The organism is Streptomyces sp. NPDC048192, assembly GCF_043202415.1.
Lineage (GTDB): Bacteria > Actinomycetota > Actinomycetes > Streptomycetales > Streptomycetaceae > Streptomyces.
Genome location: NZ_JBIDAL010000002.1, coordinates 204,310 through 225,639, shown reverse-complemented (window position 1 = coordinate 225,639; position 21,330 = coordinate 204,310). Strand labels below are relative to the sequence as shown.

At 72.7% G+C, this 21,330-nt stretch carries 23 protein-coding genes; 12 read left to right on the top strand and 11 right to left on the bottom strand.

All coding sequences use genetic code 11. The features are described 5' to 3' along the window. Positions 1-9: 9 nt before the first annotated feature. On the top strand, positions 10-921 hold the full coding sequence (locus ACGFZN_RS03875; RefSeq protein ID WP_393856867.1) for a LysR family transcriptional regulator: 912 nt from the start codon (positions 10-12) through the stop codon (positions 919-921). On the opposite strand, the gene ACGFZN_RS03870 is transcribed toward ACGFZN_RS03875, so the two are convergent. Beyond that, positions 918-1,595, bottom strand: coding sequence for a hypothetical protein (locus ACGFZN_RS03870; RefSeq protein ID WP_393856866.1), 678 nt, complete (start codon positions 1,593-1,595; stop codon positions 918-920). The genes ACGFZN_RS03875 and ACGFZN_RS03870 overlap by 4 nt on opposite strands. A 202-nt stretch (positions 1,596-1,797) precedes the next feature. Here ACGFZN_RS03870 and ACGFZN_RS03865 point away from each other — a divergent pair, with 202 nt between their 5' ends. Next, positions 1,798-2,439 carry a phosphoribosyltransferase gene (locus ACGFZN_RS03865; RefSeq protein ID WP_393856865.1) on the top strand — a complete coding sequence of 214 codons (642 nt, stop codon included), beginning with the start codon at positions 1,798-1,800 and terminating at the stop codon, positions 2,437-2,439. 37 nt (positions 2,440-2,476) lie between these two features. Next, positions 2,477-3,889 carry an RtcB family protein gene (locus ACGFZN_RS03860; protein WP_393856864.1) on the top strand — a complete coding sequence of 471 codons (1,413 nt, stop codon included), beginning with the start codon at positions 2,477-2,479 and terminating at the stop codon, positions 3,887-3,889. A 19-nt stretch (positions 3,890-3,908) separates the two neighbouring features. Here ACGFZN_RS03860 and ACGFZN_RS03855 read toward each other — a convergent pair whose 3' ends face one another. Further along, complete coding sequence (locus ACGFZN_RS03855) at positions 3,909-4,367, bottom strand: archease (protein WP_393856863.1); 459 nt, start codon at positions 4,365-4,367, stop codon at positions 3,909-3,911. 193 nt (positions 4,368-4,560) lie between these two features. On the opposite strand from ACGFZN_RS03855, the gene msrA reads away from it, so the two are divergent. After that, complete coding sequence (gene msrA, locus ACGFZN_RS03850; protein ID WP_393856862.1) at positions 4,561-5,082, top strand: peptide-methionine (S)-S-oxide reductase MsrA; 522 nt, start codon at positions 4,561-4,563, stop codon at positions 5,080-5,082. A 56-nt stretch (positions 5,083-5,138) separates the two neighbouring features. Here the strand turns inward: msrA and ACGFZN_RS03845 are convergent, their stop codons facing one another. Together ACGFZN_RS03845 and ACGFZN_RS03840 are read right to left on the bottom strand one after the other, a co-directional pair. Beyond that, positions 5,139-6,212, bottom strand: coding sequence for an NAD(+)/NADH kinase (locus ACGFZN_RS03845; RefSeq protein ID WP_393856861.1), 1,074 nt, complete (start codon positions 6,210-6,212; stop codon positions 5,139-5,141). A gap of 140 nt (positions 6,213-6,352) precedes the next feature. Continuing rightward, a complete protein-coding gene (locus ACGFZN_RS03840) occupies positions 6,353-7,126 on the bottom strand; it encodes an AraC family transcriptional regulator (RefSeq protein ID WP_393856860.1) in 774 nt (257 codons plus the stop codon). Between the two features lie 54 nt (positions 7,127-7,180). Between ACGFZN_RS03840 and ACGFZN_RS03835 the strand changes: the two genes are divergently transcribed. Beyond that, complete coding sequence (locus ACGFZN_RS03835) at positions 7,181-8,380, top strand: MFS transporter (RefSeq protein WP_393856859.1); 1,200 nt, start codon at positions 7,181-7,183, stop codon at positions 8,378-8,380. Positions 8,381-8,459: 79 nt separating this feature from the next. Here ACGFZN_RS03835 and ACGFZN_RS03830 read toward each other — a convergent pair whose 3' ends face one another. Beyond that, entirely contained in the window at positions 8,460-8,654 is a 195-nt protein-coding gene (locus ACGFZN_RS03830) for a DUF2795 domain-containing protein (protein ID WP_330341598.1), read from the bottom strand. Positions 8,655-8,841: 187 nt separating this feature from the next. On the opposite strand from ACGFZN_RS03830, the gene ACGFZN_RS03825 reads away from it, so the two are divergent. The 5 genes from ACGFZN_RS03825 to ACGFZN_RS03805 all read left to right on the top strand — a co-directional run bounded on the left by ACGFZN_RS03825 (position 8,842) and on the right by ACGFZN_RS03805 (position 12,055). Beyond that, on the top strand, positions 8,842-8,985 hold the full coding sequence (locus ACGFZN_RS03825; RefSeq protein WP_393856858.1) for a hypothetical protein: 144 nt from the start codon (positions 8,842-8,844) through the stop codon (positions 8,983-8,985). Positions 8,986-8,995: 10 nt separating this feature from the next. Then, positions 8,996-9,319 (top strand): DUF2795 domain-containing protein, encoded by a 324-nt coding sequence (locus ACGFZN_RS03820; RefSeq protein ID WP_393856857.1) that lies wholly within the window; start codon positions 8,996-8,998, stop codon positions 9,317-9,319. A gap of 112 nt (positions 9,320-9,431) precedes the next feature. Beyond that, positions 9,432-10,946 (top strand): purine-cytosine permease family protein, encoded by a 1,515-nt coding sequence (locus tag ACGFZN_RS03815; RefSeq protein WP_393856856.1) that lies wholly within the window; start codon positions 9,432-9,434, stop codon positions 10,944-10,946. Further along, complete coding sequence (locus tag ACGFZN_RS03810) at positions 10,943-11,494, top strand: cysteine hydrolase family protein (RefSeq protein WP_393856855.1); 552 nt, start codon at positions 10,943-10,945, stop codon at positions 11,492-11,494. The genes ACGFZN_RS03815 and ACGFZN_RS03810 overlap by 4 nt, the downstream gene beginning before the upstream one ends. Before the next feature lie 162 nt (positions 11,495-11,656). Continuing rightward, positions 11,657-12,055 carry an SseB family protein gene (locus ACGFZN_RS03805; RefSeq protein ID WP_393856854.1) on the top strand — a complete coding sequence of 133 codons (399 nt, stop codon included), beginning with the start codon at positions 11,657-11,659 and terminating at the stop codon, positions 12,053-12,055. Between the two features lie 87 nt (positions 12,056-12,142). Here the strand turns inward: ACGFZN_RS03805 and ACGFZN_RS03800 are convergent, their stop codons facing one another. From ACGFZN_RS03800 to ACGFZN_RS03775, 6 genes are all read right to left on the bottom strand, one after another. Beyond that, positions 12,143-12,541, bottom strand: a complete 399-nt coding sequence (locus tag ACGFZN_RS03800; RefSeq protein WP_393856853.1) for a MarR family winged helix-turn-helix transcriptional regulator — start codon at positions 12,539-12,541, stop codon at positions 12,143-12,145. Positions 12,542-12,626: 85 nt separating this feature from the next. After that, positions 12,627-12,977 carry a VOC family protein gene (locus tag ACGFZN_RS03795; protein ID WP_393856852.1) on the bottom strand — a complete coding sequence of 117 codons (351 nt, stop codon included), beginning with the start codon at positions 12,975-12,977 and terminating at the stop codon, positions 12,627-12,629. 202 nt (positions 12,978-13,179) lie between these two features. Next, complete coding sequence (locus tag ACGFZN_RS03790) at positions 13,180-14,211, bottom strand: LacI family DNA-binding transcriptional regulator (RefSeq protein WP_393856851.1); 1,032 nt, start codon at positions 14,209-14,211, stop codon at positions 13,180-13,182. Continuing rightward, positions 14,208-15,113, bottom strand: coding sequence for a carbohydrate ABC transporter permease (locus tag ACGFZN_RS03785; RefSeq protein WP_393856850.1), 906 nt, complete (start codon positions 15,111-15,113; stop codon positions 14,208-14,210). The genes ACGFZN_RS03790 and ACGFZN_RS03785 overlap by 4 nt, the downstream gene beginning before the upstream one ends. After that, the gene (locus ACGFZN_RS03780) at positions 15,110-16,084 is read right to left on the bottom strand and encodes a carbohydrate ABC transporter permease (RefSeq protein WP_393856849.1); all 975 of its coding nucleotides are present in this window, start codon (positions 16,082-16,084) and stop codon (positions 15,110-15,112) included. Before ACGFZN_RS03780 ends, ACGFZN_RS03785 begins: the two co-directional genes overlap by 4 nt. Beyond that, positions 16,081-17,397, bottom strand: a complete 1,317-nt coding sequence (locus ACGFZN_RS03775) for an ABC transporter substrate-binding protein (protein ID WP_393856848.1) — start codon at positions 17,395-17,397, stop codon at positions 16,081-16,083. The genes ACGFZN_RS03780 and ACGFZN_RS03775 overlap by 4 nt, the downstream gene beginning before the upstream one ends. A 235-nt stretch (positions 17,398-17,632) precedes the next feature. On the opposite strand from ACGFZN_RS03775, the gene ACGFZN_RS03770 reads away from it, so the two are divergent. Both ACGFZN_RS03770 and ACGFZN_RS03765 read left to right on the top strand, forming a co-directional pair. After that, on the top strand, positions 17,633-19,654 hold the full coding sequence (locus ACGFZN_RS03770) for a beta-galactosidase (RefSeq protein WP_393856847.1): 2,022 nt from the start codon (positions 17,633-17,635) through the stop codon (positions 19,652-19,654). A gap of 108 nt (positions 19,655-19,762) precedes the next feature. Then, positions 19,763-21,325, top strand: a complete 1,563-nt coding sequence (locus tag ACGFZN_RS03765; RefSeq protein ID WP_393856846.1) for a glycosyl hydrolase 53 family protein — start codon at positions 19,763-19,765, stop codon at positions 21,323-21,325. The last annotated feature ends 5 nt before the right edge of the window (positions 21,326-21,330 follow it).

The window sequence follows — 21,330 nt, the reverse complement described above, 5'->3', positions numbered from 1 at the left end:
ACCGCTTCAATGGTCCGTGTGAGCGAAGGCCCTCTCGATCTCAATCTGCTGCGCACGTTCCTCGCCGTGTACCGGTCGGGTTCGTTCACCGGCGCCGCCCAGCTGCTCGGGCTGTCGCAGCCCACGGTGACGACGCAGATGCGCACCCTGGAACGGCAGACGGGGCGTCAGTTGTTCGAGCGGCTGCCGCGCGGCGTCGCGCCGACGGCCGTGGCGGACGAGCTGGCGGTACGGGTCGCCCCCGGGCTCGACCTGCTCGGCGCGCTCGCCGGCCCCGACCCGGCGGCGGGCCGTACCGCAGCACCGGTGCACCTGGCGGGTCCCGCCGAGTTCCTGTGCGTCACCGCGCTGCCGGCGCTGGCGCCGCTCGTGGCGGACGGCGTACGGCTGCGGGTGGCGGCCGGGCTGACCGACGCCCTGCTGGGCGGACTGCGGGCCGGCCGGCACGACCTGGTGATCGCCACCGTCCGCCCCCGGGGACGGACGCTGTACGCCGTACCGCTGATGGATGAGGAGTTCGTGCTGGTGGCGGCCCCCTCGTGGGCCGACCGGCTGCGGGAGCCGCTCGCCGCCGAGGGGCCCGCGGCCCTGCACGGGGTGCCCCTGGTGACGTACGCGGAAGACCTGCCCATCGCCCGCCGCTACTGGCGCCATGTCTTCGGCCGCCGGCTGTCCTGCCCCGCCGCCGTCACGGTGCCGGACCTGCGCGGAGTGAAGGCCGCGGTGGCGGCCGGCGCGGGCTTCTCCGTGCTGCCCCGCTATCTGTGCGCGGACGAACTCGCCTCGGGCGCCCTCGTCCCGCTGCACGAGCCCGAGGACCCGCCCATCAACACCGGATACCTGGTCCAGCGGCCGGGCGTCCCCGACAATCCGGACGTGATCCGCGTCCGCGACCACCTGCTGCGCACGGTCCGCAGCTAGCCCGGATCACGGCGAACGTCACCCGTCCTCCCGGTGCCCGGGCCCGCCCCGGCGCCACGGTCCTTCGTCGTGTCCCCGCCCCTCCTGGTGTCCCCGCCGTTTCCGGTGTCCCTGGCGTCCCCGCGACCCTCGATGCCCTGGGCTTTCCCGATGCCCCGGCCTTTCCCGGCGCCCCGATGCGGACCCGTGTGCCGGTCCTGCCCGGTGCCCCGGTCGCTTCCGGTGCCCGCAGGCAGGCTGGGGCGCGCGCTGCCTCCGGGGAGTTCCTCCGCCACCGGCACCGGCTGCCGGTACCGCGTGGAGGTGTCGATGCGCGGCGCGGCCCGGTCCAGGGCGCGGGCCGTGGACCTGGCCTCGTCCATGTCCGGCACGGACACGGCGAGGAAGCGGAAGGGGGCGGAGGGCCGCAGTTCGACGCAGACCACGGGTCTGCCCGCCCGCAGGGCCACGAAGTCCGTCCCGCCGGGATGACCGCGCGTCCCGACGGACCGGCCGCCGGGAATCCAGACGCCGCGCCGCGGGACTCCGCGCAGGGCGCGCCACCACTCGGACTCGGCGGTCACCCGGCACACCTCCGCCAGCGCCACCCGCACCCCGCCACGGCGCGCGGCGACCCGCTCCCACCAGGACAGCCGTACGACCAGGTCGTCCCCGTCGACGAGCATCCGTGCCATCGCCCATCTCCTCCGATCGTTCCGCGCCGCGCCTTCGGGCGGCCGCCCGATCCCCGTGTCGTGCCGGCACTGCCCGGGTACCCGGCCGGGACGCCGGAGGCAGGTGTGCCATGCCCGCCGGACCGGCCGGCAGGGCGTCGCTGGGCGAGGTCACCGATCCGGAGGCACGGCCCGCCGGTGACGTGGAAGGAGCGGACGGGACATGCGGTTTCATGATCGTGTCCATGCCGGGCGGGAGCTGGCCGAACGGCTGCGCATCCGGCAGGAGGCCGGGGCGCTGACCCATCCGGTCGTGCTGGCCCTGCCGCGCGGCGGGGTGACGGTGGCCCGTGAGGTGGCGCGGGCGCTGGAGGCGCCGCTCGACGTGCTGGTCGCGCGCAAGATCGGGGCGCCGTTCCAGGAGGAGCTGGGCGTCGGGGCGCTCGCGGGCGACGATCCTCCGCTGTTCGACAAGCGGACCCTCGACGAGTTCGGCCTGAGCGAGGAGGACCTGTCCGACGTGGTGGAGCGGGAGCGGGTGGAGCTGCGCCGCCGGGAGGAGCGGTACCGGCAGGGCCGGCCCGCGCCCGAGCTGCGCGACCGTACCGTGATCCTGGTGGACGACGGGGTGGCCACCGGGGCGACCGCGCGGGCGGCGCTGCGCTGGCTGCGCCGGCAGGCGCCGGAGCGGGTGGTGCTGGCGGCGCCCGTGTGCTCGCCGCAGGCGGCCGAACTGCTGCGGGGCGAGGCCGACGAGGTGCTGTGCCTGCAGCGGCCCGCGGTCTTCCTGGCCGTGGGAGAGTGGTACGAGAACTTCGAGCAGCTGACGGACGACGACGTGCTCGCCGCGCTGCACGGACAGTGACCCGGGGCGCGCCGCCGAGGCCGGAGCGGAGGCCGCGATGGAGTTGGTCGAGGAACGTTCCTTCCGCTACCGCATCGAGCCGCGGGCCGACATGCGCGTGCCCGGGGTCGTGTTCGCCTCCCGGGAACTGCTCGCGGACGCCGAGCAGTCCCTGGAGCAGGTCGCGCACGTGGCCACGCTGCCCGGCATCGTCGCCGCCTCGTACGCCATGCCGGACATCCACTGGGGGTACGGCTTTCCCATCGGAGGGGTCGCCGCCACCGACGTGGCCGACGGCGGGGTGGTCTCGCCGGGCGGCGTCGGCTTCGACATCTCCTGCGGGGTGCGGCTGCTGGCCGCCGACTGCGACGGCGACACCCTCCGGCCCGCGCTGACCGCGGTGATGGACGGCCTGGACCGGGCGATACCCCGCGGGGCCGGGCCCGGCGGCGTGTGGCACCTCGGCGATCCCCGCGAGCTGGAGCGGCTGCTGGCCGGCGGTTCCCGCTACGCCGTGGAGCAGGGCCACGGCGAGGAACGCGACCTGCTGCGCTGCGAGGACGGCGGTGCGGTCGCCGACGCGGACGTGACCCAGGTCGGACAGCGGGCCCGTGAGCGGGGCCTGGCCCAGGTCGGCAGCCTGGGATCGGCCAACCACTTCCTGGAGGTGCAGCAGGTCGCCGAGGTGTACGACGAGCAGGCCGCGGCCCGGTTCGGGATCGCGCCGGGCCAGGTGTGCGTGATGATCCACTGCGGCTCGCGCGGCCTCGGCCACCAGATCTGCACCGACCATGTGCGCCTGATGGACCGTGCGATGGCCCGGTACGGCATCACCGTGCCCGACCGGCAGCTGGCCTGCACACCGGTCGACTCGCCCGAGGGGCAGGCCTACCTCGGGGCCATGGCCGCGGCCGCCAACTACGGCCGGGCGAACCGGCAGTTGCTCTCCGACGCGGCGCGCGGCGTTTTCCGGCGCGCCGCCGGCGCCCGGCTGTCACTGGTGTACGACGTCTCCCACAACCTCGCCAAGATCGAGACGCACCCGGTGGACGGCCGCCGGCGGCGGCTGTGCGTGCACCGCAAGGGCGCCACCCGGGCCTTTCCGCCCGGGCACCCCGAACTGCCCGAGGACATCAGGGAGTTCGGTCAGCCGGTGCTGATCCCCGGCACCCTTGGGACGGCGTCGTACGTGCTCGCCGGGGTGCCCGGCGGCGACGCCTTCCACTCCACCTGCCACGGCGCGGGCCGCACCATGAGCCGCCACCAGGCCGCCCGCTCCGTCACCGGCGGCGAGCTGCGGGCACGGCTGCGCCGGGCGGGCATCGCCGCCCGCCCGAAGTCCTGGCGCGGCCTGACGGAGGAGACCCCCGAGGCGTACAAGGACGTCGACGCCGTGGTCGGCGCGAGCGAGGGCGCGGGGCTGTGCCGCAAGGTCGCACGGCTGGTGCCGCTCGGAGTCGTGAAGGGGTGACGCGGGCGCCCTCGGGCGGTCACACGTCCACGATCACCGAGCAGGACCAGCCGTACGCGTCCGGGCCGATGTGCAGCTCCTGCCAGGAGACGCCCTTGGGCACCGCACCGACAATGGTGACGTCCGCGAGGCCGGCGAGCGACAGCCGTACCTCCAGGCCCCCGTCGTCGGCGGGCTCCGCCTCCACGTCGACGGGGATCCGGCCGGTCACCTCCAGCCGGTAGACCACCTCGTCCAGCAGCGTCACCAGCAGGTCCGCGTCGTCGCCGGGAGCGAGACGGATCCGTTCCAGCGTCGTGGGATGCGCGTGCGACACGTCCGCGAAGGCCTCGACCATGGCGCGTACGGCCTCGGTGAGGCAGTGCTCCCGGGTGGTGCCCCACGCCTGCAGACGCGTGTCCGCCGTGTGCGGCATCGAGCGGTGGCCGTTGTCGCCCTCGCGCCGTGCGCGCAGCTCGTCGCTGATGTCACCGACCATGGCTGCCGTGATCCCTTCTCCGAGCCTCGTCTCGATTGTCCCGCCGGGTGCGGCGCGGCGCCGACCGAGTCCGCGGCCCCGGACGGGAGCCACGGCGGCCGTTCGTTGATCGCGCGCGGGCGGTATTAGGCTGGGTGACCGTCCGGCCGGCACGTCGACGACCGGGCCGGGACCGAGCTTCAGGGAGTGACCGATGACCGTGGGAACCGAGCGGGCCGTCCTGGCGGGCGGTTGTTTCTGGGGCATGCAGGATCTGATCCGCAAGCAGCCGGGCGTGGTGTCCACCCGTGTCGGCTACAGCGGCGGCGACACCCCGAACGCCACCTACCGCAACCACGGCGACCACGCCGAGGCCATCGAGATCCTCTTCGACCCCTCGGTCACCAGCTACCGGGACATCCTGGAGTTCTTCTTCCAGATCCACGACCCGACCACGAAGGACCGCCAGGGCAACGACATCGGGCGCAGCTACCGGTCCGCCATCTTCTACGCCGACGAGGAACAGAACCGCATCGCCGTGGACACGATCGCGGACGTCGAGGCGAGCGGGCTGTGGCCGGGGAAGGTGGTCACCGAGGTCGAGCCGCTCGGCGACTTCTGGGAGGCGGAACCGGAGCACCAGGACTACCTGGAGCGCTACCCCAACGGCTACACCTGCCACTTCCCCCGGCCGAACTGGAAGCTGCCGCGCCGGCAGTCGGCCACGACGGACTGAGCGGCGCCGGGCCGCGTCCCCGCCGCCGGGCGCCCGCCCGCGTACCGGACCCGCTCTCACGACAGCCGGTGCGCTTCCTCCGGCGCCGGCGGCAGGGCGAGGTGGGCCAGGTCGCCCGGCGGGGGACTGGTCACCGGCCACAGCGGAGCGGCCTCCCCGTCGGCGAGGGCGGCGGGTGCGTCGGTGAGGTTCATGCGCTCGCGCAGCCGGCCGTAGAAGTCCGTCGGACCCAGCCGGACCGCCCGCAGCCGGCGCGGCGCCGCGTACACCCCGATCCAGTCACCGGGGCTCAGCACCCCGCGCAGCTGGCCGTCGATGCTCACCGCCGCCTGGCCGGAGCGCGGAAGGATGCGCAGCGCGACGGGCTCGTCCGGGGCGGCCACCACCGAGCGGTTGAACACCATGTGCGGGGCGACCGGCGTGAAGACCAGGCCCTCGGCGCGCGGTGAGACCACCGGACCGCCGGCGGCGAAGCTGTAGGCGGTGGAGCCGGTCGGCGTGGCCACCAGCAGCGCGTCGGCGGAGTAGGAGGCCAGGAGCCGGCCCGCCAGATAGACGGCGACCGACACCTGCCGGTCCCGGGCGAGCTTCTCCACGACGACGTCGTTCAGCGCGGTGACGTTCAGCGCGACGCCCCAGTTGTCGCCCACCTCGCACTCCGCCCGCACCCGAGGCGGCGGCAGCATCGGCCCGCGGCCGTACCGCAGCAGCGCCTCCATCTGCGCGGGCACCTCCAGCCGGCAGGACGCCCGCATGGTGAGGAGCATCCGGCTCTCGACGGTGATCCGCTCCTCCCGCACCGCGTTCAGGGCCGCACGCACCGCCGGGGCCGGGACCTCGGTGAGGAAGCCGACGCGGCCGAGGTCCACGCCGAGGACCATGGCGTCGTTCTCGGCCGCCAGCCGGGCGCCGCGCAGGAACGTGCCGTCGCCGCCGAGGGTGACGATGAGGTCCGGGTCGTCCGCCGCGTCGACCTCCTCCCGCGCGCTGTGCCGCGCTCCCTCCTGCCACACGTCGATGTCGGCGCACCCCACGGCGTGCTCCGCGCACCACTCGCGCACCGCCTGCGCGGCCGCCACGGCCTCGGCGCGCCCGCCGTGCACCACCAGACCCACACGGTTCACCGCCATGACCGCCTCCGCACAGTCGTATGTCCGCCTCGCTGCCGACCCGCCCCCGTTCGCCATCCTCACCGCGGATCGCTCCGGGCGCGACACGCGCCACGCCCGCGGGACCGGCCCGCCCGGCCGGGCGGGGCCGCACGCACTGGTCAGCCCGGCCGTCGGCCGGACGGTCGTCCGGTGCCCGCGGGCCGGGAGCCCGGTGTGCGGCCGAAGGTGCGGCGGAAGACGTCGATGAAGGCGCTGGCCGACGACCAGCCGCACCGGTGCGCCACGGTGGTCACCGGTGTCCCCTCCGCGAGCAGGACCAGCGCCCGGTGCAGCCGCAGCTGGGTGCGCCACTGCGGGAACGTCATGCCGAGTTCGGCGCGGAAGAGCCGGGACAGGGTGCGGTCGCTCGCCCCGATCGCGCGGCCCAGCTCGGCGAGGGTGCGGCCGTCGGCCGGGTCGGCGCGCAGGATGTCGCACAGGGCGCGCAGCAGCGGCGCTGCGGGCGTGGGCAGGTGCAGGGGCTGCTGGGGGGAGGCCCTGAGCTGGTCGAGCAGCACTGCGCGCAGCCGGGCCCGCTCGGGGCTGCCGTCGTCGGGCGTCCGGGTGTGGGCGACGATCAGCTCGCGCAGCAGCGGCGAGACGGCGAGCACGGTGGGGGTGTCCAGGGCCAGCGGGTTCTCCGAGGCCGGCAGCCCCATCAGGTGCAACTCCAGCTCGCCGTGCGCCTCGTGCGCGTGCACCGTGCCGGCCGGCACCCAGATGGCGCGGGTGGCGGGGGCGACCCAGGAGCCCGCGTCGGTGGTGACGGCCACGACTCCCCGGCCCGCGTAGACGATCTGGTGGTCGTCGTGCCGGTGGGCCTCGATCGACGCGTGCGGCGCCAGCCGCCGGGTGTGCGTGGGAGCCGTCGGCTGGTGGCGGATTTCCGTCATCACCTGGCAGATTACCGGAAGTCCGACAGCCCGGCCGGGCCGGAGGATGACGTGGTGCGAAGGAACACCTCGATCATCCTGCTCTCCGCCGGGCACGCCTGCGTGGACGTCTACCAGGGCGCCGTGCCCTCCCTGATCCCCTTTCTCGTCGCGCAGCGCGGCTACGGCTACACCGCCGCCTCGGGCGTCGTCCTCGCCGCCTCCCTGCTGTCCTCCGTCGCCCAGCCGGCGTTCGGCGCCCTCACCGACCGCCGGGCCGTCCCCTGGCTGCTCCCGGTCAGCACGCTCCTGGCCGGCGCCGGGATCGCCCTGAGCGGGCTCGGCGGCTCCTACCTCCTCACCCTGGCGTGCGTGGCGCTGTCCGGGATCGGGGTGGCCGCCTACCACCCCGAGTCCGCCCGGGTCGCCCGGCAGGCGGCCGCCGGCGCGCACAGCGCCATGGGCTGGTTCTCGCTCGGCGGCAACGCGGGCTTCGCCCTCGCCCCGCTGCTGGTCGCCGCCGTCGTGGGCACCGGCGGCCTCGGCCGTACCCCGCTGCTGGTGCTGCCGGCCCTGGCCGGGGCCGGGGCGTGCCTGGCCGTGCTGCGCGCCCCCGGGCGGCGGCCGTCCGCACCGGCCGGTACGGCAGCGGCGCGCGCGGCCGACGACACGGCGTCGTTCGTGAAGCTGTCACTGGTCGTGGTGTGCCGCTCGGTGGTGTTCCTCGGGCTGAGCACCTTCCTCTCCCTGTACGTGGAACAGCGCCCGGGCGGGAGCAGGGCCGCCGGCACCGCCGCACTGTTCGTGCTCTACCTCGGCGGCGCGGTGGGCTCGGTGCTGGGCGGCGCGCTGGCGGAGCGGTGGGACCGGGTGACGGTGTGCCGCTGGTCCTATCCGGTCGCGTCCGTAGCGGTCGCGGGGGTGGTGTACGTCCCCGGACCCGCCCTGTACGCGTGCGTGGCGCTGACCTCCGCCTGCCTGTACGTGCCGTTCTCCCTCCAGGTCACCCTCGGCCAGGACTACCTGCCCTCACGCGTCGGTACGGCCGGCGGCATCACCCTGGGCCTGGCCGTCAGCGCCGGCGGTCTGGCGAGCCCGCTCATCGGCCGGCTCGCCGACGCCACCTCCCTGCGCACCGCCCTGGCCCCGCTCGTCGTGCTGCCGGTCCTCAACTGGCTGCTGCTGCGCACCCTGCGCGAACCTGCCCTCGCTCACCCGGCCTTCACCACGGAGCCCGGCGCCTCACGGCTGCAGCCGTCCACCCGGCGCCGGTGACCGGCGGCGACGGAGACACGGCTTGCGGACGCGTGAAGGCCGGGGCGAGGAGCCCCGGCCTTCGCACACCGGTGTCCGGTCACTCGTTCTGGAAGATGGCCTTGCTCACCTCGGCCGGGTTCTGGAACTCCTTCTTCCCGAGGTGCGAGATCCGCTCGGTGATCTCCTTGGGCGCATGGTTGTCCTGCGCGACTTTCTCGAGCTGCTCCCGGTTGGCCGGGTACTCCGCGCCGGACAGGGCTTTCTGCAGATCAGGGGGGCTGATACCCGCCATGGTTCCTCCAGGCGGTGAGAAGGTCGGTGTTTTCTCGGTGTTCTCTCCCGCGCGCCGCATCCGGCGCCGGGACTGCCCAGGTACCCATCCCGGGGCGACGGATTCACACACGCCGGCGGGTGATGGGACGTCCGGCGGGCGGGTACCCGGGGCGTCGGAAACAGACCGGACGCGTCCGGGAGGCCCCATGAGCGACGACATGCCCACCCCGTCCCAGGCCGAGGGCGAGCGGGAGGCGGACGAGGCGGGCACCGAGGTGCCCCGCACCACCCCGTCCCAGGCCGAGGGCGAGGACACCGGCGAACAGGACGTCGGCGACGGCGACGACTGAGGGAGGCAAGATGAGCACGGCGCACACCAGCGTCCCCGAGGTGCTGGCGGCAGTGAAGGACGTGTCGTACCCGGCCGACAAGGAACGCCTGGTCGAGGCCGCGCGCGAGGCGGGTGCCTCCGGCGAGGTCCTCAAGGCCCTGCGGGGCATCCCCGCAGAGCAGTACACGGGCCGCGAGGACGTGGCGAAGTCGGTGCGGGTGGACCCGGACTCGGACCTCGACCGCACCGCCGCCCAGCGCGCGGAACAGGCACGCGAGGGAGGCAAGCCCGGGGTCTCCCAGCATCTGCGGGAGGAGCCGAGGACCCCCATCCAGGAGGAGTTCGACCGCTGAACCCCCCACGCCGGCCGGGCGGTTCCGTCATGGACCGGCGTCCTTGACGCCCCCGAGGCCCCCGCCTAGCGTGCTCGCACACGTCCGCACAGGTAGGGCAGGTGGCTCGGCCATGACGGAATCCCGCGGCCCGCTCGGCGTCACCGGCGGCGGATCCGCCGGCCGCCCGACGCGGGTGGAGACGCACGGCCTCGACGTGATCGGGGACGCCGAGCGCAAGGGCACCCCGCGCACGCTGTTCTGGCCCTGGTTCGGCGCCAACGTCTCCGTTCTCGGCCTGAGTTACGGCGCGTTCGCGTTCGGCTTCGGCATCTCCTTCTGGCAGGCCCTCGCGGCCGGCGCGCTCGGCATCGTCGTCTCGTTCCTGCTGTGCGGGTTCGTCGCGGTCGCCGGCAAGCGCGGCTCGGCGCCGACGATGGTGCTCAGCCGGGCCGCGTACGGAGTACGCGGCAACCGGCTGCCGTCCGTCGTCTCGTGGATGCTCACCGTCGGCTGGGAGACCGTCCTCACCGCGCTCGCCGTCATGGCCACCGCCACCGTCTTCCGCCGCCTCGGCTGGGGCGGCGGCACCGAGACCGAGATCGTCGCCCTGGCCGTGGTGGCGGCGCTGACCGTCGTCGGCGGCGTCATGGGCTTCGACCTGATCATGCGGCTGCAGACGGCCATCACCGTGGTCACCGGCGTCCTCACCGTCGTCTACGTCGGCCTGGTCGCCGATCGCGTCCACTGGAGCGCGGTGAGCGCCGTCCCCACGGGCTCCGCGCAGGAGTTCATCGGCGCGCTGGTGTTCATGATGACCGGCTTCGGCCTCGGCTGGGTCAACGCCGCGGCCGACTACTCCCGCTATCTGCCGCGCGGTTCGTCCAGCCGCGGCGTGATCGGCTGGACGACCTTCGGCGCGTCCCTGGCCCCGCTGCTCCTGCTCGTCTTCGGCCTGCTCCTGGCCGGCTCCTCGCAGCAGCTCAGCAAGGCCGTGGCGGCCGACCCGATCGGCGCGCTCACCACCATCCTGCCCACCTGGTTCCTGGTGCCGTTCGCCGTGGTCGCCGTCCTCGGCCTGGTCGGCGGCGCCGTCCTGGACATCTACTCCTCGGGCCTGGCCCTGCTCTCCGCAGGCCTGCCGGTGCCCCGCCCGCTGGCCGCCCTCCTCGACGGCGTCCTGATGATCGCCGGCTCGGTCTACATCGTGTTCTTCGCCGGTGACTTCCTCGGCCAGTTCACGGGGTTCCTCACCACGCTCGGCGTCCCCATCGCGGCCTGGTGCGGCGTCATGCTCGCCGACCTGGCCCTGCGCCGCCGCGACTACGACGACGGCGACCTCTACCGGCCGCACGGCCGCTACGGCGACGTCCCGCTGCCGCCCCCGCTCGTCACCCTCGCCGCCACGGCCGTCGGCTGGGGCCTGGTCACCAACACCGCGGCGCACTGGCTCAGCTGGCAGGGCTACCTCCTCGGCCCCCTCGGCCTGGGCGGCAGGTCCGGTGCCTGGGCGTACGCCAACCTCGGCGTCCTGGCCGCGCTGGCCCTCGCCTTCCTCGGCGCCCTGCCGACCGGCCGGCACCGGGTCCGCACCCAGGAGGCACCGGCACCCACCCCGCCGACCAGCGAAGGAGCGCTCCACCCATGACCACCGGACACCTCGCCGTGATCGACATGCAGCGCGTCTTCGCCGACCCGGCGAGCCCCTGGGCCGCCCCCCGCTACGCCGACGCGGCGGCGGGCGTCCGCAGCCTGCTGCCCGCCTTCGCCGGCCGGGCGACCTTCACCCGCTTCGTGGCCCCGGCGAAACCCGCCGGGGCCTGGCGCGACTACTACGCCCAGTGGCCCTTCGCCCTCCAGCCCCCGGACGCCGCGCTCTGGCGGCTCACCGACGAGTTCACCGACCTGGCCGACACCGTCGTGGACGCCCCCGCCTTCGGCAAGTGGACCCCGCAACTCGCCGCCCGCCTCGGCCCCGCCGACCGACTGGTCCTGGCCGGTGTCAGCACCGAGTGCTGTGTGCTCTCCACCGCCCTGGCCGCCGCCGACGCGGGACGCGAGGTCCTGGTCGTCGCCGACGCCTGCGCCGGCGCGGACGACGACTCCCACGTCAAGGCCCTGCAGATCATGGAGATGTACCGGCCGCTGATCCAGGTCACCGGCGTGGACGCCGTGCTGGCGGAAACGGGGCCGTGAGCGGTCTTCACCGTCCCGTCATCACGGGAGCCGGGCCGTCACCGCATCTCCTCCGGTCCGCAACGCATGGCGTGCGGCCCGCCGGGTACGCGTGGCGGAGCACACCCGGGCGCCGTCCGCTCCCGGGTGGGCCGTCACACCGTCGCTACCAGGGGATCTGCCATGGAGACACCCGCACACAACGACCTGCCGACGCCCGCCCAGCAGGCGCTGGACGCGCTGGCGGTGAACGCCGAGGACGAGACCGCGCTGGACGTCCTCGCCCACAGTGACGTGCTCGTCCCCGTGCCGGACGACGCGGTCGACGGCGAGGGCGCCGACGCCACGACCGTCGCCCTGCCGGTGCTGGAACAGCCCGGAGGCGACCCGGTCGTGCCCGTCTTCACCACCGAGGGCGAGATGACCGACCTGCTGCCGTTCGTCTCCCGCTACCGGCTGATCCCGCTGGGTGCCCTGGCCTCCCAGTGGCCCGACGACGACCTCTCCCTGGCCATCGACGGCAGCTCGACCCACGCCCTGACGCTGACGTCGCAGGGGGTGCGCACGCTGCTGGCCAGGTGAGCCGCGGCCCCTGGCCGCACTCCCGGGGCCCGGCGAAGGGCGGCCGCATGCCGACCGGCGTCGAGGTCCCGGGACCGGGCCGGTCCGCTAGTGCTCCCGGTCGGCCAGCATCCGCTCCAGCACGGCGCGCTGGAGCGGCCGTACCTCGGCGTGCAGGGCGCGGCCCTTGGGCGTGAGGGCCACCCACACCCCGCGCCGGTCCTCCGCGCACACCGAACGCTCGACCAGGCCGTCCTTCTCCAGCCGGCTGATCAGCCGGGACAGCGCGCTCTGGCTGAGATGCACCCGGCCGACCAGGTTCTGCACCCGGCACTGGTCGCCTTCCGCGGGCGACTCGGCGGCCAGGATGTCCAGCACCTCGAAGTCGCTGGCACCCAGCCCGTGCGGATGCAGGGCCCGGTCGATCTCACACATGGTGCGCGCGTGCACGGCGAGGATGTCCCGCCACCGTTCCTCGAGCCGGGCGTCGGCCGTCTTGACTGCCATACCCGCACGGTAGCACCGATCCAGCCAATCGTTGAGTGTGCAACTAGTGCGGATGCGGGCCGTACCGGCCTGGTCCCGCCGGTGCTCAGGCGACCGGGTCCTGGAGCAGGCCGACGAGGTTGCCGTCGGGGTCCTTCACCGACGCGATCAGCCGGCCGTTGCCGACGTCCCGCACGTCCTGGACCACCTCGGCGCCCGTCTCCAGCAGCCGCGCGAGCCTCTCCCGCAGATCGGTGACGTGCCAGAACGGCACCGGCCCGGTCAGGCCCTGGGCATGCCCGTTCGGGTCGAGGCCGAGGTCCTGGCCCTCGGCCTTGAAGCCGACGTAGTAGGGCTCATCCACGTACGGCTCGACTCCGAGCAGCGCGGTGAACAGGGCCTTCGCCCGGTCCTTGTCCTTGACGGGGTAGATGATCGTCTGCAGGCCGGCGGTCATGGGGCTCTCCTTCTCAGGTGCGTGGCCCGGCGGGTCCTTCCACCGGTGCGCTTCCGACGCACCTCACGCTAGGCCCGCACCGACCGCCCCGGCTTCTTCGATCCTGACCGCTTGCCGCCCGGCTCCGGCGAGCCCGCTCGCCGGCCCGCCCGCCGGCGCCCGCCGGCCACGTCCCCGGAGACGACCCGGCCGTCGCCTCCGGTCAGGCGGACTCGCGCCGCACCAGTTCCGTCGGAAGGATCACCGCCGCCGGATCCTCCCCGCCGATCTGTGCGAGCAGCACCCGCACCATCTCGTTGCTGATCCGGTCCCACGGCTGCCGGATCGTGGTGAGCGCCGGGGTCGCGGCCGTGGCCGCGGGGGAGTCGTCGAAGCCGCCCACGGCGATGTCGTCCGGCACCGTCCGGCCGGCCCGGCGCAGCGCCGCCAGCACGCCCTGCGCCATCAGGTCGGAGGCGACGAACACCGCGTCCATGTCCGGGGCCCGCTCCAGCAGCCGCTCGGCACCCGCCTCACCGCTGGCCCGGCTGTAGTCCCCGGAGACGATCAGGCTCTCGTCGACGCCGATCCCCGCCTCGGCCAGCACCTCCTTGTACCCGGCGAGCCGCTCCACACCGCCCGGGGTGTCCAGCGGGCCGGTGACCACGCCGACCCGGTGCCGACCGAGCGAGAGCAGATGCCGGACCATGTCCCGGGCGCCGTCCCGGTCGTCCGCGGCGACGTAACTCACCTTGGAGCCGAGGCCGATGGGCTTGCCGCAGGCGACCAGCGGCACCCCCGCCTCCCGCAGCTCCTCCGCGACCGGATCACCCGAGTGGCTCGAGACCAGCAGCACCCCGTCGACGTGCCCCGCGGTGATGTACCGCATGATGCGCCGCCGTTCGTCCTCGGTACCCGCGATCATCAGCAGCAGCGGAATGTCGTGGGCGGCCAGCGCCTGGGTGCAACCGCGCAGCAGCACATTGAAGTTGGGGTCCTCGAAGAACCGCTCCTGCGGCTCGGTCAGCAGGAAGCCCACCGAGTCCGAGCGACCGGTGATCAACGACCGGGCGTGCCGGTTCACCACGTACCCGGTCTTGCGGATGGCGGCGTTGACCGCCTCCTGGGCGGCGGGGCTGACGTAGTGGCCGCCGTTGAGCACACGCGAGACGGTGCCGCGCGAGACACCCGCCTCGCGCGCCACGTCGTGGATCGTCGGCGGCCTGCGCCGGCCCCCCGGATTGCTCATGGTCATGACTTTACGGCCCCGGACAGCAGATCCAGGCTCCAGAACCGCTGGATCACCAGGAACAGCGCGATCAGCGGCAGCACGGCGAGGAACGCGCCCGTGATCACCAGCGTGTACAGCGCCGGCGTGTTGGAGCCCTGCTCCAGCAGCGTGTACAGGCCCAGGGTGAGCGGGAACTTCTCGTCGTCGCTGAGCATGATGTATGGCAGCAGGAAGTTGTTCCACACGGCCACGAACTGGAACAGGAACACCGTGACCATGCCGGGGATCATCATCGGCAGCGCGATCCGGGTGAAGATCCGCCACTCGCTCGCCCCGTCCATCCGCCCGGCCTCCACCACGTCGGCGGGGACGGCGGCGGCGGCGTAGATCCGGGACAGGTACACGCCGTACGGGGAGAGGATCTGCGGCAGCAGCACGGACAGGTAGGAGTCCGTGAGGTCCGCCTTGGCCAGCAGCAGGTACTGCGGGACGGCGAGGATGACCGGCGGCATCAGGACGCCCGCGAGCAGGACGTTGAACATCGTCTCGCGGCCCTTGAAGCGGTAGGTCGCCAGCGCGTAGCCGCTGAACGCCGAGACGGCCGTGGAAAGCAGTGCGCCCAGACCGGCGTACAGCGCCGAATTGCCCATCCAGCGCCAGTAGATGCCGCCCCGGTAGGCGTTCAGGTCCGTGATGTTCCGCGTGAATCCGGTCCCCGGCAGGAACGTGAAGGTGGAGAACAGCTCGCGGCCGGACTTGGTGGACGCGATCACCACCCAGGCGACCGGCAGGAGGGTGTAGACGGCGCCGATGAGCAGGGTGACCGTCGGGACGAGCGCGATCCGCCGGCGCAGGGGCGGCCCCTGCGCCGTCCCCGGGGTGGTGCCCGCGGCCGGCGCAGTCTTGCGGACGGCGAGCGTGCTCATCGTGCCTCCTGCTTGTTGCGGCGGTTCGCGGCCCGCAGGAACCCGAAGGACAGCACCAGGGTGGCCAGCGCGATCAGGGTGGCCTCGGCGGCGGCCGCGTAGACGTCGCCCCGGTGGAAGGCGTCCTGGTACACCTTCATCAGCGGACTCCAGCTGGTGTTGACGGAGTTGGTCAGCGGCTTGAGGGTGGTCGGCTCGTTGAACACCTGGAGCGTCGCGATGACCGAGAAGAAGAAGGTCAGCACCAGCGAGGGCGCCACCATCGGAATCTTGATCCTGAGCGCGACCTGCAGCGCACTGGCGCCGTCGAGTTTCGCCGCCTCGTACACCTCGGCCGGGATCGACCTGAGCGAGGTGTAGATGACGATCATGTTGAAGCCGGTGCCGCCCCACACCGCGATGTTCGCGAGGGCGAGGTAGAGCGGGCCGCCGTCCAGCAGGTCGGGCTGCGGCAGGTGCAGCTTGTGCAGGACGTAGAAGAAGGGGCTGACGGAGGGCAGATAGAGGAAGCCCCACATCAGCGCGGCCACCACACCGGGAATCGCGTACGGCAGGAAGATCGCGAGCCGGGTGAACGGGGCGAGCTGCACCTTCTCGGAGTCCAGCATCAGCGCGAACAGCAGCGCGAGGCCGAGCATCACCGGGACGACGATGCAGCCGTAGCCGAGCACGCGCAGCGCCCCGTGCAGCAGTTCGCTGTCGTGAAAGGCGTCGGTGTAGTTCTCGAAGCCGGCCCACACCTCCTTCCGCGCCCCGGATCCCAGGCCGAGCCCGGAGACGTGCACCTTGCGGAAGCTGAGGTAGACCGCGTAGCCGATGGGCAGCGCGAAGAACAGGGCGAAGAGGAGCGTGGCGGGGACGAGGAAGACGAAGGGGGCGCTTCGCGCCCGTGCGCGGCCGGTGGCGGGGGACGTGAGGCCGCGCGGGGCCCCCTCGGCCCCGTACGGCCTCCGGCTGGTGGCGGTGCTCACCGGGAAACCCCGAAGCCCTGCTTCTTCAGGTCGGCGACCGTGGCGTCCTGCATCGTGTCCAGGGCGGCGGTGAAGTCCGACCTGCTCTTGGCGGCGGCGCCGAAGGCGTCGTTGAAGGCGGCGTAGGCGACGTTGACGTTCGGGCCCCAGGCTGAGGGCGCCGTGGTCTTCGCTATCCCGGCGGCCTTGGTGTAGAAGTCCGGCTGGTTGGAGAAGAAGGCCGGCGGGTTGGTGAAGGCGCCGCTGAGCTGGGCGGAGGTGGAGGCCGGGTAGATGCCGCCCTCCTTCGCCAGCGCGTTCAGGGCGCTGGGGTCGGTGTTCAGCCAGGCCGCGAACCTGGCCGCCGCCTCCTTGTGCGCGGAGTCGGTGGTGACGGCCGTGGAGGAGCCGCCCCAGTTGCCGGTCACGTCCTGGCCCGCGGACCACTGGGGGAGCGGGGCCATGGCCCACTTGCCCTTGGTGTCCGGTGCGGCCGTGGTCAGCGTGCCCGGCGCCCACACCGCGCTGACCCAGGCGATCTCCTGACCGGTGTCCATCGCCTTGTTCCAGGCCGGCTGGTACATCGGCTGGTTGTCGATGACGCCTTCCTTGACCAGCCCGCCCCAGAACCGGGCGACCTTCCGGGTGGCCGCGTCGTTGATGGCGACCTTCCACTTCTGGCCGGAGGTGGTCCACCACTTGGCGCCGGCCTGCTGGGAGAGCCCCGCGAAGAGCCCGGCGTCGCCCGCCGAGAAGGTGGTCAGGTACTTGTCCGGGGCCTTCTTCCGCAGGGCGCGGGCGGCCTCGGCGAACTGCTGCCAGGTGGCGGGGACTTTCAGGCCGTACTTCTTGAACAGGTCCGCGCGGTAGTAGAACATCATCGGGCCGATGTCCTGGGGGACCGCGTAGACGGCGTCCGTGCCGAGGGTGGTCTGCTGCCAGACGCCGTCGGCGAACTTGCCCTTGACGCCCGCGACTTCCTTGGAGATGTCGGCCAGCGCGTCATTGCTGACCAGCGTCGGCAGCACCTGGTACTCGGCCTGCACCAGGTCCGGGGCCTTCTTCGCCTGGTGCGCGGTGAGGATCTTGGTGATCAGCGAGTCGCCGGACGCCTGCTTCTTCACCGTGACGGTGATCTGCTCCTTCTTCCCCGGGCCCTTGTTCCACAGGTCCACGACCTTGTCCATGCCGGGTGCCCAGGTCCAGTACGTCAGCGAGACCGGGCCGGACTCGGCCTTGCTGTCGTCCCCGGAGCCGCAGGCGGCGAGGGTGGTCGCGCCGAGCGCGACGGCGAGGGCGGTTGTCACGAGGCGGCGACGCTTCGTGTGCGGCATGGTTTCTCCCCTGACCAGGGTCCCCGCCCGCTGCGGAGACCTCCCATGCGGTTGTGCACGTTCACATGACCCGGCTACCCGTGCTGGGAAAGCCCCTGCCATGCTGCTGTGAGCGTTCACAGTAGAGAAACGTCCCGGACACTTGTCAATGGTTGTTGCTGTGCGGTTATGTTTGCCTCGCACCGCCGATGCTGTGTGTGCACGTTCCCAAATGATCGATTCTCGGGAGAGATCCATGCCGGACAGCAGACCCAGGGGCCTCGCGAGGCTCGCCTTCGGCGGGGACTACAACCCCGAGCAGTGGCCGGAGCACGTCTGGCAGGAGGATGTCCGGCTGATGCGGGAGGCCGGCGTCACGATGGTGAGCGTCGGGATCTTCTCCTGGGGCCTGCTGGAACCCTCCCCGGGGACGTACGACTTCGGCTGGCTCGACCGCGTCATCGCCCTGCTGCACGAGAACGGCATCCGCGTCGACCTCGGCACGCCCACCGTGGCGCCGCCCGCCTGGTTCTACCGGGCCCACCCCGAGGCGCTGCCGGTGACCGCCGAGGGCATGCGGTACGAGTTCGGCTCGCGCGGCGCGATCTGCCACAGCAACGCCGACTACCGCGCCGCCGCCGCGGCCATCACCACCAGGCTCGCCGAACGCTACGGCGACCATTCCGCGCTGGCGCTCTGGCACGTCCACAACGAGTACGGCGTCCCGGTCTCGGCCTGCTACTGCGACTCCTGCGCCGCGCACTTCCGCCGCTGGCTCGCGGAGACCTACGGCACCGTGGACGCGGTCAACGAGGCCTGGGGTACGGCGTTCTGGGGCCAGCACTACACGAGCTTCGACCAGATCAACCCGCCCCGGGCCACCCCCACCGTCGGCAACCCGGGCCAGGCCCTCGACTACAAGCGGTTCACCGACGCCACCATCCGGGAGAACTTCCGCGCCGAACGCGACATCCTGCACCGCCTCTCACCGGGTGTCCCGGTGACCACCAACTTCATGACCGCCCTCAGCCAGTGCGACTCCATGGACTACTGGGCCTGGGGCCGCGAGGTCGACCTGGTCACCAACGACCACTACCTGATCACCGACGGCCGCCGCACCCACGTCAACCTCGCCATGGCGGCCGACCTCACCCGCTCGGTCGCCGGCGGCGCCCCCTGGCTGCTTCTGGAGCACTCCACCTCGGGTGTCAACTGGCAGCCCCGCAACCCCGCCAAGGCCCCCGGCCAGATGGCCCGCAACTCCCTGGCCCATGTGGCCCGCGGCTCCGAGGGCGCCATGTTCTTCCAGTGGCGCCAGTCCCGGCGCGGCGCGGAGAAGTTCCACTCGGCGATGCTGCCGCACGGCGGCACCGACACGCGCGTGTGGCGCGAAGTGGTCGAACTCGGCGCGTCCGTACAGTCGTTGAGCACCATCCGCGGCACCCGCACGCAGGCGGACGTCGCCATGCTCTGGGACTGGCAGTCCTGGTGGGCGCAGGCCCTGTCCTGGCGCCCCAGCCAGGACCACGACCCGCGCGAACGCGCCGACACCTTCTACGAGGCCCTCTACGACCGCCACCTCACCGTCGACTTCGCCCACCCGGAAGCCGACTTGTCGGCCTATCCCCTTGTCGTCGTACCGGCCCTGTACCTGATGACGGAGACGGCCGGGAACAACCTCACCGAGTACGTCGACAACGGTGGCACGCTCGTGGTGTCGTACTTCTCCGGCATCGTCGACGAGCACGACGCCGTGCACGACGGCGCCTACCCGGGCGCGCTGCGCGACGTCCTGGGCCTGACGGTGGAGGAGTTCTCGCCGCTGCTGGCGGACGAGCGGGTACGGCTCGAGGGCCCCGACGGCTGTGAGCTGACCGGCGACGTGTGGACGGAGTTCGTCGTGCCGCGCGGCGCCGAGACCGTGTGGCGGTACGCCGACGGGCTCGCCGCGGGCCGCCCGGCCGTCACCCGGCACGGGCGCGGCCGGGGCACCGCGTGGTACGTCTCCACCCGCCTCGACGCCCGGAGCCTGGACACCGTCCTCGGCCGGGCCGCCGGCGACGCCCGGATCGCCCCGCGCGACGACCTGCCCCGCGACGTCGAAGTGGTCCGCCGCACCGGCGAGTCCGGGACCTACCTGTTCGTGATCAACCACACCGCCGACGACACCAAGGTGCCGCTGGACGCGCCCGGCACCGAGCTGCTGACGGGCGAACGCGCCGCGGGCCGCCTTCCGGTCCCGGCGGAGGCCGTCCGGGTCGTACGGCTCGACGGCTGAGCCGGCTCCCCTCCGTCCGCGTGTGCCACGAGAGCCGCGGGCGGAGGGGTTCTCCTCCAGCCCCCACCGGAGGACCCCACCCCGTTCACGTCGAAGGGACGACGGACGATGAAGTTCCATCCCGGACGCACCACCAGAGTCCTGCTGCTGCCGCTCGCGGCCGGGCTCGCCCTCACCTTCCTGCCCGCCCGGACCGCCTCCGCCGCGAGCACGCTCACCAACGGCGGGTTCGAGGCGGACGGCACGGGCGCGGCCACCCCCGCCGGCTGGTCCGAGTACGGCGACACCGGCGCTTCCTACAGCGAGGCCGGCGGCCACGGCGGCGGTTACCGCCTCACCCACTACTCCGCTTCCGCCTACAAGGTGGAGACGTACCAGTACCTTTCGGGGCTGACCAACGGCAGCTACACGCTGACCGCCTGGGTCCGCTCCAGTGGTGGACAGAAGGCCGCGTACATGGCGCTCAAGAATTGCGGGAGTGCGGAGCAGCGCACCGATCTGCCCGTCTCGTCCAGTGGGTGGATCAGGATCGTCACCCCGGTCAAGGTGACCGGTCATCAGTGCACCATCAGCGTCAACAGTGACGCGAACGCCGGCAACTGGATCAACGTTGACGATCTGACCTTCACGCCCGGCACGACCGGTACATCCATCCACGGCGCCGACATCTCCTCCCTCGCCAAGAGCGAGGCCGAGGGCGGCGTCTACAGGACCGCCTCCGGCACCACCGGCGACGCCCTCGCCGTCCTGAAGTCGTACGGCATGAACTACGCCCGGCTGAAGGTGTGGGTGAACCCGGCCGACGGCTTCAACGACAAGACGCACGTCCTCGCCATGGCCCGGCGGATCAAGGCTCAGGGCATGAAGCTGCTGGTCGACTTCCACTACTCGGACAGCTGGGCCGACCCCGGCCGGCAGAACAAGCCGGCAGCATGGATGGGCCATACATACAGTCAACTCGAGACGGACGTGTACCAGCACACGTACGACGTGTTGAACGCGTTGAAGGCTCAAGGCACCACCGCCGACATGGTCCAGATCGGCAATGAGATCAATGCCGGCATCCTGTGGTCCGAGGGATCCACGGACAACTGGAGCCAGTTGGCGGGACTGCTCAACTCCGGCTACGACGCCGCCAAGGCGGTCAGCTCCTCCACGGTCGTCGCGCTGCACCTGGCCGAGGGAGGGGACAAGGCCGGCACCGAGTGGTGGTTCGACAACGCGGTCGCGAACGGCGTGAAGTTCGACGTGATCGGCCTGTCGTACTACGGCTACTGGCACGGCCCGCTCGCCGACTTCCAGAGCACCCTGGACGACGCCGCCTCCCGCTACGGCAAGCCGGTGTTCGTCGCCGAGACGGCCTATCCGTTCACCCTGGCCCAGGACGACTCCCTGGAAAACCAGATCGACACCACCGGTGAGCTGGTCTCCGGCTATCCGGCGACCGTGGCCGGCCAGACCAGGTGGATGAACGACGTGGCGAGCATCGTCGAGGCCGTGCCGAACCACCGCGGCCTCGGCGTCTTCTACTGGGAGGCGACCTGGACCGCCGTCCCCGGCAACGGCTGGGACCCGGCCGACGCCGGCTCCGGCAACGGCTGGGAGAACCAGGCCCTGTTCGGCTACGACGACAGGGCGCTCTCCTCCATGACGTGGTTCGGCCACCGCTGAACCAC

What these genes read in the sequence shown, in the direction of transcription:
- ACGFZN_RS03875 (WP_393856867.1), top strand. Translation starts at nt 10, where the DNA reads ATGGTCCGTGTGAGCGAAGGCCCTCTCGATCTCAATCTGCTGCGCACG.
- ACGFZN_RS03870 (WP_393856866.1), bottom strand. Translation starts at nt 1,595, where the DNA reads ATGGCACGGATGCTCGTCGACGGGGACGACCTGGTCGTACGGCTGTCC.
- ACGFZN_RS03865 (WP_393856865.1), top strand. Translation starts at nt 1,798, where the DNA reads ATGCGGTTTCATGATCGTGTCCATGCCGGGCGGGAGCTGGCCGAACGG.
- ACGFZN_RS03860 (WP_393856864.1), top strand. Translation starts at nt 2,477, where the DNA reads ATGGAGTTGGTCGAGGAACGTTCCTTCCGCTACCGCATCGAGCCGCGG.
- ACGFZN_RS03855 (WP_393856863.1), bottom strand. Translation starts at nt 4,367, where the DNA reads ATGGTCGGTGACATCAGCGACGAGCTGCGCGCACGGCGCGAGGGCGAC.
- msrA (WP_393856862.1), top strand. Translation starts at nt 4,561, where the DNA reads ATGACCGTGGGAACCGAGCGGGCCGTCCTGGCGGGCGGTTGTTTCTGG.
- ACGFZN_RS03845 (WP_393856861.1), bottom strand. Translation starts at nt 6,212, where the DNA reads ATGGCGGTGAACCGTGTGGGTCTGGTGGTGCACGGCGGGCGCGCCGAG.
- ACGFZN_RS03840 (WP_393856860.1), bottom strand. Translation starts at nt 7,126, where the DNA reads ATGACGGAAATCCGCCACCAGCCGACGGCTCCCACGCACACCCGGCGG.
- ACGFZN_RS03830 (WP_330341598.1), bottom strand. Translation starts at nt 8,654, where the DNA reads ATGGCGGGTATCAGCCCCCCTGATCTGCAGAAAGCCCTGTCCGGCGCG.
- ACGFZN_RS03825 (WP_393856858.1), top strand. Translation starts at nt 8,842, where the DNA reads ATGAGCGACGACATGCCCACCCCGTCCCAGGCCGAGGGCGAGCGGGAG.
- ACGFZN_RS03820 (WP_393856857.1), top strand. Translation starts at nt 8,996, where the DNA reads ATGAGCACGGCGCACACCAGCGTCCCCGAGGTGCTGGCGGCAGTGAAG.
- ACGFZN_RS03815 (WP_393856856.1), top strand. Translation starts at nt 9,432, where the DNA reads ATGACGGAATCCCGCGGCCCGCTCGGCGTCACCGGCGGCGGATCCGCC.
- ACGFZN_RS03810 (WP_393856855.1), top strand. Translation starts at nt 10,943, where the DNA reads ATGACCACCGGACACCTCGCCGTGATCGACATGCAGCGCGTCTTCGCC.
- ACGFZN_RS03805 (WP_393856854.1), top strand. Translation starts at nt 11,657, where the DNA reads ATGGAGACACCCGCACACAACGACCTGCCGACGCCCGCCCAGCAGGCG.
- ACGFZN_RS03800 (WP_393856853.1), bottom strand. Translation starts at nt 12,541, where the DNA reads ATGGCAGTCAAGACGGCCGACGCCCGGCTCGAGGAACGGTGGCGGGAC.
- ACGFZN_RS03795 (WP_393856852.1), bottom strand. Translation starts at nt 12,977, where the DNA reads ATGACCGCCGGCCTGCAGACGATCATCTACCCCGTCAAGGACAAGGAC.
- ACGFZN_RS03790 (WP_393856851.1), bottom strand. Translation starts at nt 14,211, where the DNA reads ATGACCATGAGCAATCCGGGGGGCCGGCGCAGGCCGCCGACGATCCAC.
- ACGFZN_RS03785 (WP_393856850.1), bottom strand. Translation starts at nt 15,113, where the DNA reads ATGAGCACGCTCGCCGTCCGCAAGACTGCGCCGGCCGCGGGCACCACC.
- ACGFZN_RS03775 (WP_393856848.1), bottom strand. Translation starts at nt 17,397, where the DNA reads ATGCCGCACACGAAGCGTCGCCGCCTCGTGACAACCGCCCTCGCCGTC.
- ACGFZN_RS03770 (WP_393856847.1), top strand. Translation starts at nt 17,633, where the DNA reads ATGCCGGACAGCAGACCCAGGGGCCTCGCGAGGCTCGCCTTCGGCGGG.
- ACGFZN_RS03765 (WP_393856846.1), top strand. Translation starts at nt 19,763, where the DNA reads ATGAAGTTCCATCCCGGACGCACCACCAGAGTCCTGCTGCTGCCGCTC.